The 14,441-nt window shown below is 50.3% G+C and carries 13 protein-coding genes and 1 riboswitch; of the genes, 8 read left to right on the top strand and 5 right to left on the bottom strand.

The window, feature by feature from the left end; all coding sequences use genetic code 11:
- Positions 1-25 precede the first annotated feature (25 nt).
- The 4 genes from pseB to ACYVBJ_RS02485 form a co-directional block, all read right to left on the bottom strand.
- A complete protein-coding gene (gene pseB, locus ACYVBJ_RS02500; RefSeq protein ID WP_460980724.1) occupies positions 26-1,042 on the bottom strand; it encodes a UDP-N-acetylglucosamine 4,6-dehydratase (inverting) in 1,017 nt (338 codons plus the stop codon).
- 55 nt (positions 1,043-1,097) lie between these two features.
- Positions 1,098-2,012: a hypothetical protein gene (locus ACYVBJ_RS02495; RefSeq protein ID WP_460980723.1), complete on the bottom strand. Its 915-nt coding sequence runs from the start codon at positions 2,010-2,012 to the stop codon at positions 1,098-1,100.
- A 98-nt stretch (positions 2,013-2,110) separates the two neighbouring features.
- Positions 2,111-3,067, bottom strand: a complete 957-nt coding sequence (locus tag ACYVBJ_RS02490) for a GNAT family N-acetyltransferase (protein ID WP_460980722.1) — start codon at positions 3,065-3,067, stop codon at positions 2,111-2,113.
- 15 nt (positions 3,068-3,082) lie between these two features.
- The gene (locus ACYVBJ_RS02485; protein WP_460980721.1) at positions 3,083-3,967 is read right to left on the bottom strand and encodes a Ppx/GppA phosphatase family protein; all 885 of its coding nucleotides are present in this window, start codon (positions 3,965-3,967) and stop codon (positions 3,083-3,085) included.
- Between the two features lie 148 nt (positions 3,968-4,115).
- Positions 4,116-4,225, top strand: a riboswitch (SAM riboswitch).
- 111 nt (positions 4,226-4,336) lie between these two features.
- Here ACYVBJ_RS02485 and metH point away from each other — a divergent pair.
- The gene (gene metH / locus ACYVBJ_RS02480; RefSeq protein ID WP_460980720.1) at positions 4,337-8,125 is read left to right on the top strand and encodes a methionine synthase; all 3,789 of its coding nucleotides are present in this window, start codon (positions 4,337-4,339) and stop codon (positions 8,123-8,125) included.
- A 76-nt stretch (positions 8,126-8,201) separates the two neighbouring features.
- Here metH and ACYVBJ_RS02475 read toward each other — a convergent pair whose 3' ends face one another.
- Entirely contained in the window at positions 8,202-8,756 is a 555-nt protein-coding gene (locus tag ACYVBJ_RS02475; protein WP_460980719.1) for a fasciclin domain-containing protein, read from the bottom strand.
- A gap of 493 nt (positions 8,757-9,249) precedes the next feature.
- On the opposite strand from ACYVBJ_RS02475, the gene ACYVBJ_RS02470 reads away from it, so the two are divergent.
- The 7 genes from ACYVBJ_RS02470 (at position 9,250) to ACYVBJ_RS02440 (ending at position 14,440) form a co-directional block, all read left to right on the top strand.
- Positions 9,250-9,462: a hypothetical protein gene (locus ACYVBJ_RS02470; RefSeq protein ID WP_460980718.1), complete on the top strand. Its 213-nt coding sequence runs from the start codon at positions 9,250-9,252 to the stop codon at positions 9,460-9,462.
- 42 nt (positions 9,463-9,504) lie between these two features.
- The gene (locus ACYVBJ_RS02465) at positions 9,505-10,152 is read left to right on the top strand and encodes a hypothetical protein (protein ID WP_460980717.1); all 648 of its coding nucleotides are present in this window, start codon (positions 9,505-9,507) and stop codon (positions 10,150-10,152) included.
- On the top strand, positions 10,128-10,934 hold the full coding sequence (locus ACYVBJ_RS02460) for a sensor histidine kinase (protein WP_460980716.1): 807 nt from the start codon (positions 10,128-10,130) through the stop codon (positions 10,932-10,934). The genes ACYVBJ_RS02465 and ACYVBJ_RS02460 overlap by 25 nt, the downstream gene beginning before the upstream one ends.
- A gap of 102 nt (positions 10,935-11,036) precedes the next feature.
- Positions 11,037-11,684: a response regulator gene (locus tag ACYVBJ_RS02455; RefSeq protein ID WP_460980715.1), complete on the top strand. Its 648-nt coding sequence runs from the start codon at positions 11,037-11,039 to the stop codon at positions 11,682-11,684.
- 100 nt (positions 11,685-11,784) lie between these two features.
- Complete coding sequence (locus ACYVBJ_RS02450; RefSeq protein ID WP_460980714.1) at positions 11,785-12,813, top strand: dipeptide epimerase; 1,029 nt, start codon at positions 11,785-11,787, stop codon at positions 12,811-12,813.
- Positions 12,814-12,817: 4 nt separating this feature from the next.
- Positions 12,818-13,894 (top strand): aminotransferase class I/II-fold pyridoxal phosphate-dependent enzyme, encoded by a 1,077-nt coding sequence (locus ACYVBJ_RS02445; protein WP_460980713.1) that lies wholly within the window; start codon positions 12,818-12,820, stop codon positions 13,892-13,894.
- 99 nt (positions 13,895-13,993) lie between these two features.
- Entirely contained in the window at positions 13,994-14,440 is a 447-nt protein-coding gene (locus ACYVBJ_RS02440) for a hypothetical protein (RefSeq protein WP_460980712.1), read from the top strand.
- Position 14,441 lies beyond the last annotated feature (1 nt).

The raw sequence follows: 14,441 nt of genomic DNA, 5'->3' as shown, positions 1-14,441 counted from the left end.
TAAACTAGGCGAAAAGCATAAAAGACTAAACAGAAAAATCTGGATCAACATGTTGGCGGATCTGATCGCGCAACTGCTCTACATTCAGCCAATCTACGTTGGTACCTGAGTTGTACTTAAAGCCCATTTCGGTAACCCGTCCGTTGAATGCCTTTACGTAGTCATCCATGCTCCAGGTTGGCGTCGACGGCGTAATTACGTAGTATTTGTCCGTCTCGATGGTGTTCAGCGAATCGGTTTCGGTAATCATCTCCTCATGCAGTTTTTCGCCAGGTCGGATACCAACAATACGTTGTTCGCAATCCGGGCCAATGGCTGTGGCTACGTCTGTAATGCGGTACGATGGAATTTTGGGTACGAAAATTTCGCCACCCCAGGCATGTTCCAGCGCATACAGCACCATCTCAACGCCTTCTTCGAGCGAGATGTTAAAGCGAGTCATGTCGGGATGCGTAATGGGCAAAACCCCATCTTTCCGCTTTTCCAGAAAGAACGGAACAACGGAGCCGCGTGATCCAATTACGTTGCCATAGCGAACTACCGAAAAACGCAGGTCGCGGCTGCCTTTCATGTTATTAGCCGCCACAAACAGTTTGTCGGAGCAAAGCTTCGTAGCTCCATACAGATTGATCGGCGCGGCCGCTTTATCCGTTGACAGGGCTACAACCCGCTGTACGCCATTGTCCAGGGCTGCGTTGATGACGTTTTCGGCCCCGAATACGTTGGTTTTGATGCACTCCATTGGGTTATACTCGGCCGCTGGTACCTGCTTCAGCGCAGCCGCGTGAATAATAATGTCAACCCCTTCGCAAGCCCGCTTCAGCCGTTCGCCATCGCGCACGTCGCCGATAAAAAACCGGATGGATTTGTATTTCGACTGCGGATAGTGTTGCGCCATTTCGAACTGCTTCAGCTCATCGCGGGAATAGACAACCAGTCGTTTCAGGTTCGGATACCGCTGGTATACCATTTCGATAAACTTCTTGCCGAACGAGCCGGTACCGCCCGTAATTAGAATCGATTTATTCGTTAAGTCAAGCATAAACATCAGTTAGTGAGTCAGACAATCGAACCGATCAGCCAAGTGGCGTTACAAGCTACCGGCCAACTGATCGGGTTACCGACTGCCCTATTGCAATTCGCTCAAAGGCGTCGATATAGCTTTTGGCGCTGGCATTTAAGATCGTAACACCCATGTGGTCGGCGTAGTTGCGTAACACTTCGTATCCCCGAAACACTTTGTGCAGAGACAAAAACTGCGATGCCATCGAGAACGTGCGTTGCCGCTGCGCATCCGAATAAACGGGCTCATGGCGAACATCTTTCGGCTTGTCGTAGAAATGTATTTGCTTGATCAGCAACTGGTTTGTCTCGTCGAGCCGGATCTGCTCGTGCCATGACGTATCAGCCCCGAACAGGTAAATCGTGTTGAATCGTCGGTTGATCATCAGCGTCAGGGCCGCAATAATAACCGTCTGAGCCCGGGGCATACCTAATCCTCTGGCGTATAGCCAATGCATTAACGATCGAAATCCACCTACAACGGTATAGTTGAAGTAAATTACCTGAATTACCGGGTTGCCCTGGGCAATCTGCTGGAGTAAGTACGAACCTTTCGCGAAGTGCGGTACATACACCGTCATAGGCCAGTTTACCCGTTCCAGAAATACGCTGAGCGTCCGCCGGATATCGTCACGGTCATTGGTTTTTTCGGTATACAAAAAGTAGTTTGGATCAGAAATGACGTAATGCTGCGGCTTCAGTTCCGCAAAAACTGGCGCATGCGCAAAGTTGTTGACGCAGACAATTTCGGTGGTTTTGATAAACTCAAAATGCTGCTCCAGCGATTCGTTCAGCGAAGGGCCATTGCCCAGCACCGAACAAGTTGGTAACTGGCGGGCTGGCAAGTGAGTGGCATGGCGGCTGCGCAGGGCAACCTTTATCAACGACAGCAGCGAGGCAAAGAACGCGCTCAGGAACTGACTGGCAGAATTGTAAATGGACTCAATCATTCGGTCGGCACGGAACAGGTGCCTCTTTTTTTATACAAAATAACACAAAAAAAGGCAGACCGGCACGGGGCGAGGTTTCGGCACAGGAAGCGCCTGACTCATAATCTTTTCTCAACCACCAGCTTGGGTGATTCCTGTGCCCCAAGGTTGCGTTTGAACTGCATCAGGCTGGGTTTCGGCAGTTGGTTGCCGTCTACGGATAGACCCAGATCGAGCAGGCTGATGCTTTGTTGCTGACAGTAATGATATAACTCATCGATGAGCATAACCATTGGGCTGTAGGTTCGATAATCGGAATGTGATCCGGGAAGAAAGCTGTACAGAATAGTGTCGGATACACGTACCGTAATCACAAGAGCGGCTATTCGTTTGAAGTCCATTACAGCAAACACTGAAAACTTATCCTGAAACTGATACAATACGTTTTTTAATCGTTCGGGAGTAATGCTGAGCTGGTAGCCACGCTCTTGGTACGTAGTGGCAAGAAACGTAATAGCGGTATCGATGTCCGGATCCTGCCAGTGTATGAACTGAAAGCCGGCACGCTGACATTTTCTCAACCGTCTGCGTTCCGACTGGGCCAGGCTGCTCTTGAAAGGCTTGTGTGAAACAGGCAGATAAAATGTCGGGTGAGTCGACACCGTACAGAAGCCTTGCGCGGCAAAAAGTTGGCGCAGCCGGTCGGTTTGTTCAGGAGCGTAACAGCGGGGGTAGTTGACGACCCGCAACGTACTGGCCCCTGCTTTTGTACTTGCTTCGATCAGTGCCCTTAGGAGATCATGGAGCACCGCATCGGGTAGGGTGGGAGCAAATTCAATGGAACCAAACGGAGCGGCCAGCGGACTAACCGTTGCCGTTGGCTCCCAAAAAATGGTACAGCGGGCTTCGGCTAGCTGCGTAGCCTTGTTCAGCGCGCTGACCGTATAAAACGGCCACTGACCTTGCTGACGGATGTGAGCCGGGTCGTTGAACAGAAAACCAGTATGCCAGAATTGAGGAGGAACCGAGGGGCTATATTGGCCAACTATCGTATAAAAAGCCGTTTCTGTGCCCAACGCTTTTTCAATCGATTAAACACGCTTCTTTTTTAGATAGTTAGAATAAACTAACTGGATTATTCCATCTTTTAAGCCCAGATCCGGTACAATGATGCGGGTGGCACCGGCCCATTTCATCACCGAAATGTAGATGTCGGCAGCAGGTACGATTACGTCGGCGCGGTCGGCGTTCAGGCGAAGTTTATTAATCCGGTCTTCCAGGCTAAAGCCGACGATATAATTGCGAACCCGTTGGATTTCCGCCAGCGTGGTATCCACTTCACCGGTTTTGGCAGCCAGATTAAACAACTTGCTGATGTTTCCGCCCGTACCGACTGCCGTCACTTCCTGCGACGAGTCTACGTTTTCTTCGACCCAATCTTCGATTTTTCGCCAGGCTCCCTTTGTTTCTTTGCCTTCCAGCAACCGTACCGAGCCGATTTTGAACGATTTGGAATTGATCTTCTGCCGGTTTTTATAAATGTTCAGTTCGGTGCTGCCCCCGCCGACATCAATGTGCAGAAACTGACGGTCGTCCAGCGCCTGAACGACCACATTGTTGATCAGTTCGGCTTCTTTCTGACCGTCGATGATATGAATTTTTACACTCGTTGACGCTTCAATGCGTTTCGCGATCTCGTGACCATTGGCAGCCTCGCGCATGGCCGACGTAGCACACGCCATATAACATTCTACTTCATGCAGTTCCATGAGCAGCTTGTAAACCTGCATGAGCTTAGCCGTTCGCGCTTCACTTTCAGGGGTTAATTCGCCGAAGTTAAAGACGTCGTGGCCGAGTCGGAGCGGAAACCGTACGTATTCGACGCGTTTGAAGCTAACAACGTCGTCATTATGTAATACCGTTGAGATTTGCATACGAGCTGCATTGGAACCGATATCGATGGCTGCCAGTTTCATGTTTATTAATTAGCGAAAGAGTGAAAGAGCGAGAGAGTGTTTAAGCCAGATAACCGCTCTTTCACTCTTTTACTCTTTCACTCTTTTGTTCGGGTCAAAAGTAACGCATTTTTGGCGACTATGACGAGATTCTGTACCTTTGCTAAAATGCTTATCAAGAAAGACGGAGGGATTGGACCCGATGATGTCTTGGCAACCAGCCGCTTACCGGAAAAGGTGCCGCGTTCCACCCCAGATTGATGTGGGGACAGATAAGTTAGCGTTCCGCTGCCTTCGCCTGTTTCTGATAAGCCTTCGTTTTAGAACCAATATCATTTCGGTGCAAACACTCGTGTTTGTTTCGTTCTACGCTATAACTTACTGTATCACTTGAAATCGATTACAAACCTTCTGCAACAACGTATCCTCGTGCTCGATGGCGCGATGGGGACGATGATCCAACGCTATCAGCTCACCGAAGCTGATTATCGGGGTGAGCGGTTCAAGGACTATCCACATGACGTGAAAGGTAACAACGACTTACTGTCGATTACCCAGCCGCACATCATTAAGGAGATTCATAAACAGTATCTTGACGCAGGCGCTGATATTATTGAAACCAATACGTTCAGTAGCACGTCCATTGCTATGGCCGACTACCACATGGAAGCGCTGGCCTACGAACTGAATTATGAATCAGCCCGGATTGCTAAAGAGGTTGCGGAGGAAATAACGAAGCAAAATCCGGACAAACCCCGCTTTGTTGCCGGAGCGATGGGGCCTACTAACCGTACGGCTTCGCTTTCGCCAGACGTGAACAACCCCGGTTACCGCGCCGTAACGTTTGATGAACTGGTAGAAGCGTATTACGAGCAAGTCAGTGGCCTGGTGGAAGGTGGATCAGATCTGTTGCTGGTTGAAACGATTTTTGATACGCTCAATGCTAAGGCGGCTCTGTTTGCAATCGATAAATATTTTAACTTAAATCCACAGCAACTGGTCCGGCCCATCATGGTGTCGGGTACCATCACAGATGCCAGTGGACGGACATTGTCGGGGCAGACAACGGAAGCGTTTCTGTACTCGGTGTCGCACTTGCCTTTGCTCAGCGTTGGTCTGAACTGCGCCCTCGGCGCTGAACCCATGCGGCCGTATATTCAGACGCTCGCCAAAGAAGCCCCGTTCTTTACGTCGGCTTACCCCAATGCGGGCCTGCCTAATGAATTTGGTGAATACGACGAGACGCCCGAGATGATGGCCGCTCAGATCGAAGGCTTCATTCGGGATAGTTTCGTCAATATCGTAGGGGGTTGCTGCGGCTCTACGCCGGATCATATTCAGGCGATTGCTCAGGTTGCGGCCAAATACCCACCCCGGCAATTACCGCAACCTGAGCCGTATCAGAAGTTGAGCGGTTTAGAACCACTAAAGATTACGGAGCAGACCAACTTCCTGAACGTTGGGGAGCGCACGAACGTAACAGGCTCCAAGAAGTTTGCCCGGCTGATTAAAGAAGGTAATTTCGACGAAGCCCTGAGTATTGCCCGTGGGCAGGTAGAAGGTGGGGCACAGGTGATCGACGTGAACATGGACGAAGGTATGCTCGACTCCGTGGAGGCTATGACGACCTTCCTGAACCTGATTGCCGCCGAACCCGACATTGCTCGTGTGCCCATCATGGTCGACTCGTCCAAGTGGGAAGTAATCGAAGCGGGTTTGAAGTGCGTACAAGGCAAAGCTATTGTGAACTCAATCTCCCTAAAAGAAGGGGAGGAGGCATTCATCGAGCGGGCCAATCTGGTTAAGCGCTATGGGGCGGCTGCCGTGGTGATGGCCTTTGACGAAACTGGCCAGGCCGATTCCTACGAGCGCCGTATTCAGATCTGCGAACGGGCGTATCGTATCCTGGTCGATAAGGTCAAGTTTCTTCCGCAGGACGTCATTTTCGACCCAAACATCCTGACCGTTGCGACCGGTATCGAGGAGCATAACAACTACGCTGTCGACTTCATTAATGCCACGCGCTGGATTAAGCAAAATCTACCGCTGGCCAAAGTGAGCGGGGGTGTATCAAATATTTCGTTCAGTTTCCGGGGCAACGACGTAGTGCGTGAGGCTATGCACTCGGCGTTCCTGTACCATGCTATCCGCGCTGGTCTGGATATGGGAATTGTCAATGCCGGTCAGCTCGAAGTGTACGACAACATTCCCAAAGACTTGCTCGAACGCTGCGAGGACGTATTGCTCAACCGCCGACCCGATGCTACGGAGCGTCTGGTGGAGTTCGCCGAGACCGTAAAAGCGAAAGGTAAGGAAGTCATACAGGATGAAAGCTGGCGCCTGGCGCCCGTTAACGAACGACTCAAACACGCGCTCGTTAAAGGCATTACCGATTACATCGATCAGGACGTCGAGGAAGCCCGGCAGCAATTTGAGCGTCCGCTCGAAGTCATCGAAGGGCCGTTGATGGACGGCATGAACGTAGTGGGCGATCTGTTCGGCGAGGGGAAGATGTTCCTGCCGCAGGTCGTGAAATCGGCGCGGGTCATGAAAAAAGCCGTAGCCTATTTGTTCCCGTTCATCGAAGCTGAAAAAGAAAAGAGCGGTAGCACGCAGGTTGCCGGTAAAATTCTCCTGGCAACCGTAAAAGGCGACGTTCACGACATTGGTAAAAACATCGTCGGTGTAGTACTCGGCTGTAACAACTACGAGATCATCGACCTCGGGGTGATGGTGCCGACACAGAAGATTCTCGAAGAAGCGCGCAAACAAAATGTGGACATTATCGGTCTGAGCGGTCTGATTACGCCTTCGCTTGACGAGATGGTGGGTGTAGCTAAAGAGATGGAGCGACAGGGGTTTACTATTCCACTGCTTATTGGGGGGGCCACTACGTCACGGATTCACACGGCCGTTAAAATTGATCCGTACTATTCAGGACCAGTCGTTCATGTGCTCGATGCCAGCCGGAGCGTACCGGTAGCCGGTCGGTTGAACAACGAGAACCATACGGTTCGGGATGACATCTTCCGGGAAATAAAAGCTGAGTACGTTAAGCTACGTGAAGACCATGCCCGGCGTCGGCAGGACAAAGCCAGCCTGACGATTGAGAAGGCCCGCGACAATCGCACCGTGATTGACTGGAGCCAGTTCGAACCGACCAAGCCTGCATTTCTGGGTAACCGCTATTTCGATGATTATTCCATTGAAGAGCTGGCTAAGTACATCGACTGGACGCCGTTCTTCCAGACCTGGCAGTTGCACGGGAAGTATCCCGCTATTTTCGACGACGCGGTGGTAGGGAACGAAGCCCGCAAACTCTACAACGACGCGACGACGCTATTGCAGGAAATTATTGACAATAAGTTGTTGCAGGCAAAGGCCGTTGTTGGCTTTTTCCCCGCTAACTCAGCGGATGACGACGTATTACTTCACGATTTTGAAGAGTATACGCGCGATATTCCCTGCGAACGGCACGGCTCACACCGGCATATCGAATACAAAATATCACGGGCTCAGTCGCAGACTGCAGTTAGCTCGGCGGGTGAGTTAATTTATGATACCAAAACCGTCTTACACTTCCTGCGCCAGCAGAATCAGAAGGCCCCGGGTTTACCAAACTTCTGCTTATCGGATTTTATCGCTCCGCTGGAAAGCGGTCGTGAAGATTACATTGGTGGGTTTGCCGTTACCGCGGGGATCGGTATCGAAGCACTGATCGAAAAGTACGAGCGCGACCACGACGATTATAACAGTATCATGGTCAAGGCCATTGCCGACCGGCTGGCCGAAGCCTTTGCCGAACGGATGCACGAACGAGTACGGAAAGAGTTCTGGCCTTACGTAACGGATGAACGGCTGAGTAACGAAGAGTTAATTAAAGAAAAATACCAGGGCATTCGGCCAGCGCCAGGTTATCCGGCTTGCCCGGACCATACCGAAAAAGGCACCTTGTTTGAGCTGCTGGATGCCAATAAAATTGGCATTGAACTAACCGAAAGCTATGCCATGTACCCGGCTTCGTCGGTGAGTGGTTTCTACTTCTCGCATCCTGAATCGAAGTATTTCGCCGTTGGCAAAATCAACAAAGACCAGGTCCTGGATTACGCCATGCGGAAAGATGTGCCCGTCGAGGAAATCGAAAGATGGCTATCGCCGGTGCTGAGCTATGACGCGTAGTTCCAGCTATTCGACGTAATAAGAAAGCTCGGCTGATCACTCAGCCGAGCTTTTTCAATATAAACATAATGAATACTTACTGAGGCAACAGAACCGAATCGATTACGTGGATTACACCGTTCGACTGGTTGACATCGGGAATGGTAACCGTTGCCATACCGCCTTTAGCGTCGGTCAGCTCGATTTTCTTGCCTTTCTGCATGGCCGTCAGCGTACCACCCGCTACAGTTGTCAGCGTAGCTTTACCACCACCATCAGCAATTGCTTTCATCAGGTCGGCTGCGCTCATTTTGCCCGATACAACGTGGTAAGTCAGGATGCTGGTCAACGTTGCTTTATTTTCAGGCTTCACCAGCGTTTCAACCGTGCCTTTAGGCAGTTTGTCAAACGCTTTGTTAGTAGGAGCAAACACCGTGAATGGGCCAGCGCCCTGCAAAGTTTCAACTAAGCCAGCTGCTTTTACCGCTGCAACGAGCGTCGTGTGATCCTTCGAGTTTACGGCGTTTTCAACGATATTTTTGGATGGATACATGGGAGCACCACCAACCATCACGGTTTTTTCCTGCGCGAACGAAACCTGAGCGGCTGTAAGTAAAGCAAGTAACGAAAAAACGAATTTGAACGTTTTCATTTGTCTGTGTTCAGTTGAATTGAGAAAAAAGTTATTATGTGTGATCGATCAACGGACAGACTTACGCAGGTGCTGGCGGGTTCGGATTTAAAAGCCGTAAAAAAACTGGATAAAGAGTAGAGCTAACGTAGGGGAATTAAGGCGGAGAGGCATGCTAAGACCCTAAAAGCCAGATCGCCGGACCTGGGCCCGGCGAATCTGTTCGGGAGGGGAACATAAATGAATGTGAATAGAATAAACATTACAAAGCTTGCTAATAAATTGTTGAAAAAGTAGGGGAAATGCGCCTGAAAGAGACCGGGGAAAAGCGGTACTTAAATACGGGAAATTTCCCGTATTTAAGTAAATAGTTAATTTTATAGATAGATAATAGGCTGATAATCAGAATTTAAATTTAGGTCTATTATCCGTTGGCGTGCTACGGACTTTTAAATTAACGGCTTAAATCCTATTTTACTGTGAATAACTCTCACCCGAAAAATTGATAAACAGTATGCTGGAATTTGTATTCAAGAAAGCCGAGATGAAGGAGCTGATCAGCAGCGCAGGTGAATCCGAAGAAGGTAACGTAGTGGTCAGATTGCGGTTTGATTACAAAACAGGCGATTCGTTCCCGGCTTACATAACCGCTTACTGCGAGCGAGCCGTGAACGAGATGACAACGAAAGAAATAGGCGGCTGTCCTCGCCCGCCCGGTTGTGAATAATGCGTATTTTTACTGGTACATAAACTAGCTGTCCAGCGAGCAATGTGGCATACACTTGCCCGAGTAATTGATTATCTCGATACCGTCCCGCCTTTATTTTTATTACTGCTTGCTCTGACGTCGATGGGTTGGGGGAGGAGAGATTATATCCTGTATTACCTGGGTTGTCAGTTTCTGTTTAACGGGTATGCCAATTTTTTAAATGAGTTGAAACGGGATAATTTATTCGCGTACTCGCTCAACTTCGCCTGGACAAATTTCCTGCTCTCCCAATATTTTATAAAGCTTTACTCAAATCGGTATTTTACCTGGCTTCTGCTGGTGGGCACGCTGCTGTATCAGGTAAACGTATTGAGTACAACCCAAACGGCTTCCACAACGGCTACGTTTGATTCGTCATCGTTCGGCCTGGTCAGCCTGTTAGTAACGCTCTATTGCATACTGTATTACACGAAGCAGTTATCGCAGCAACCGACAGAAAACATCCTAACGGTCCGCAATTTCTGGTATGTAAACGGACTGTTCACCTATTATACAAGTAACTTCTTTATATTCCTGACGTACAATACCTTAACTAGGATGAATGTTGCCAATATCGGGGTAATATGGAGGGTTCATAACGTAGTATTTCTGATAATGTGCGTTTATTTCTTTGTCGGACTACGATGCAAAACTTCATCGGGGGAATAGAGATTGTCATTCTGGCAACAGCCTTCCTGTTTCTTATTTCAGTGACTCCGATCCTGTTCGTGTTCCTGCATCGGCGCCAGTACCAGCGTTACCTGAGCGAGAAAGAGCAGCTCAGGAGCGTATACCAACAGGAACTTCTTCAATCGCAGCTGGAAACCCAGAACCAGACTCTTCAGCAAATCGGCCAGGAACTGCACGACCATATCGGTCAGCTTTTGACGGTGGCGGTCATGCGTTTGAATAACCTTGAGGATGAAGTGACCGACCCCGATACCCAGGGTTCAGTACAGCAAACGCGTGATCTGGTCAGTACCATCATCACCGACGTACGAACACTGGCAAAAACTCTGGATCACGATACGGTTCGTCACTTCGGTTTGCGCGACAGCCTTGCGTTTGAACTGGAACGGATTCGTCATGTTGGTCGTCAGCAGACAGCGTTTCAGGTAACGGGCGAGCCTTATTCATTGGGTGCAGATAGCGATGTGATTGTGTTCCGTATGATACAGGAAGCACTTAACAATGCGCTTAAACACGCAAAAGCCCAGGCGTTAACCGTATCGCTTGACTATCAGAAAGCGATGGTTTTTGTCTCAGTCGTTGATGATGGCGTCGGATTTATGATCAACGAATCCGCAGATCGCAGCATTGACCAGATAGGCTCGGGTTTGCGAAATTTGCACCGCCGGGCTACGCTGCTGGGGGGAGAATGTTTGATACAAAGTAAGCCCGGTGACGGAACTTCCCTGGAAATTAAATTACCACGTAACCATGCCGTTTAAAACGGTGTGGGATTAATGAGTAAAAATACCCTGATCGGGGTATTGTATTTATTAATGTAACTGCCTACTTTTCAGCAGATAACCTTCTACTGCCCTGTTTTCATGTCCACTACCATTGCTATAGCCGACGACCACCAGTTGGTCGCCGAAGCTATGTCTGAATTAATCCGAAAGTTTGAGGGGTACGAGGTTGTGTTTGTGGTCGAAAACGGTCGTGAGTTGCTCGATCATATTAGCCAGGGCCCCGTTCCCGACATTGCCCTTGTCGATTTAAGTATGCCCGTTATGGATGGATTCGAAACGGCCCTCCAGCTCCGTCAACATTTTCCAACTGTGCGCGTGTTAGCCTTATCCATGACCGATAAGGAGGAATCAATTGTGCGTATGATCCGAAGTGGCGCACGGGGTTATTTATTGAAAGGCAGCCGACCCTCAGAGCTGCGACAGGCCCTAAGCGACGTAATGACAAAAGGATTTTTCTACACCGATTTTTTAACCACTAAACTGATTGGCAACTTGAGTACTCCACACTCCTCCAACCCCTTAGGCTCGTTTAACCTCAACAATCGTGAATACGATTTTTTGAAGATGGCCTGTAGTGAATTAACTTACAATGACATTGCTGATCGGATGTGCGTTAGTCCGCGCACAGTAGACGGCTATCGAGAGGTTGTTTTCCAGAAAATGGGTGTCCGAACCCGCGTCGGAATGGTCATTGAGGCCGTTCGGCATGGATTAGTTCAGTTGTGATTATGCGCAGAACAGAGCGTAAGGAGTTTGGGCTCGAGTTGGGATAAACCTGTACCTTTACGCCTGAACTTCTTACGCTATTCTTGCTGCGATCACATTCATGGAGTTGCTTTTTCACCGCGTCGATCTTCGTTTAAAACATACATTTACCATCGCGCACGATAGCCGCGACGTACAGCCAACTTTACTCGTTGAGCTACGTGACGGCACCTGCAGCGGCTTCGGTGAAGCAACGGCCACGCGCTACTACGGGATTACGGTTGAGGGGATGGTGGCGTCGCTTGAGGCACTTCGGGAACGTATTGAATCCTACACCCTGACTGACCCAGCAGTGTTCTGGGCCGATATGCAGCCCTATCTGGCGCAGCATCCTTTTGCCTTATGTGCGCTGGACCAGGCGGCCTGGGACCTATGGGCGAAGCAGAAGCAGCAACCCTTGTATAAGCTCTGGAACCTTGACCCGGCCAATAGCCCTCTGACGAATTACACCATTGGTTTAGATACGCCTGAGCGAATGCTCGAAAAGATGCAGGAATGGCCCTGGCCCCTGTATAAAATCAAGCTGGGTCGTCCGGAAACCGATCTGGACGTAGTGAAGCTGTTACGTCAGCATACGGATGCGCTGTTTAGGATTGACGCCAACTGTGGGTGGCAAGCGGCTGATACCATCGCCAAATCGCGGGTCTTGGCAGACTTAGACGTTGAGTTTATTGAGCAGCCCCTTCCGGCTGCAGACTGGGCTGGTGCTAAAGCGGTGTTTGACCAGAGCGCCTTACCGGTTATAGCCGACGAAAGCTGCATTGTTGAGGACGACGTTGATCGTTGCGCGGGCTATTTCCACGGGGTAAACATCAAGCTAACCAAGTGCGGAGGGCTGACCCCCGCCCGGCGTATGATTAGCCGTGCCCGTGAGTTAGGGTTACGCGTTATGGTTGGCTGCATGACCGAGTCCAGCGTTGGCATTTCGGCCATCGCTCAGTTGTTGCCCTTGCTCGATTATACCGATCTGGATGGTTCGCTGCTCATTGCCAACGACCCAGCTACTGGCGTTACGTTCAACTACGGCCAGGTTATTTACGCTGCGGAAAATGGTACCGGAGCCCAGTTGGTAATGCGTGAATCCCGATAACGTAATGAGTGACACGTTTACCATCGATCACCTCCCCGGTCGTACAATTCAGCATAACGGGAGCGACTACTTATTTTTTAGCGGAACGGCATACCTGGGGTTGGCACAGCATCCTGCTTTTCAGCAACTGGTGCTGAATGGCATTCGCCGGTACGGGAGCGTTTTCGGAAGTTCACGGAACGGGAATCTCCGGATTGGCGTGTATGAAGAAGCTGAAGCGAAGCTGGCCGCGTTCGTTGGGGCAGCCGCAGCCCTGACGCTATCGTCCGGAATGATGGCTGGCCAGGCCGTTGTTCGCTTGTTGGAAGGGCAAAATCACATATTCGTCTACGGCCCAAAGGCGCACCCGGCTCTCTGGAATCAGCCTGCCGTTACGTTGCCGACGGCATCGTTTGCGGACTGGGTAGCGCAGTTGCCCGGGCAGTTAAGAGCCATTGCCCGTGAGAATCATCCGGAACAACCCATTGCCGTGTTCGTCAACTCACTCGATGCGGTTTGTTCGGACTATTATGCGTTCGACTGGGTCGATACGTTACCCGATGAATTGCCCATAACCCTCGTAGTTGACGATTCGCACGGCATAGGGGTGTTGAACAATGGTCGGGGCATCTGGCCGCAAATCCCTTCAAAAGCCAATATGCGCTTGCTGGTGACGGCGTCCTTGGCCAAAGCGATGGGATTGCCGGGCGGGGCTGTGCTGGGCGACCCCGAACGGATTGCAGAGTTACGCCAATCCGCGTTTTTTGGCGCGTGTTCACCCATACCACCTGCCTACCTGGATGCTTACCTGAACGCCGACCATTTATATGCCGAAGGACGGGAACGCCTTCAACAAAATGTGCTGCTGGCCGAAAAGCTGCTGCTCCCTACCGGCCTGTTTCGCCAGGCAACAGGTTATCCGGTTTTCTTTACTGAGCAGGACGATCTGTATCCTCATTTACTGGCGCACAACATTTTTATCTATTCATTCGCTTATCCAACAGCGGCCGATCGGGCGAATACCCGAATTGTGATCAGTGCTTTTCACGAATTTGCGGATGTGCAGCAGCTAGCCGACCGGGTGTATACGTACTGCTTTTAAGCATGAGCGTTTGACAAGACCGTTACCTCGGTATTCAAAATAAACTACAGTTGCAGTAGGGTAAGTGGCGTTTAGCAGTAAACCGATTACCGAACTGTTATGAAAACGAGTATTCTTTTCGTCTTGACTGTACTTGCCTTTGCCGCCTGTAAGAAAGACAATGATCCTGCGCCGAATGATCCGGCAACGGCTGTATCCGGCAAGTATACGATCCGATCGTTTCTGTATATTGATGGAGCCGACACCATAAATCTGCCTACCTTGCCCGCTTCCAGTCAGGGCGTATCCGTTTCCGGAACGCTCACCGCAGCCCGGAGCACGTCGAGCTTCGTCAACCTCCTGTTAATGCTCAAACAGACCGGCGCTGCAGACAGCACGTTGCCGATTGATAGCGTTGAGGTACGCCAAACCGGCAACTCGTATGGGCTGTATTTAGGCGATACGTCGTTAGGCACTGCCGATGGCTCCACGATTAACGTCAACGTAGCCGAGACGGACCCGCAAACGAATGAGCCGTTTGTTATACGCTTTGAGGCCCGCAAGTAGG

The organism is Spirosoma fluminis, assembly GCF_054778895.1.
Note: the sequence above shows the minus strand (reverse complement) of the source record. Positions and strands in the feature narration are given on the sequence as shown.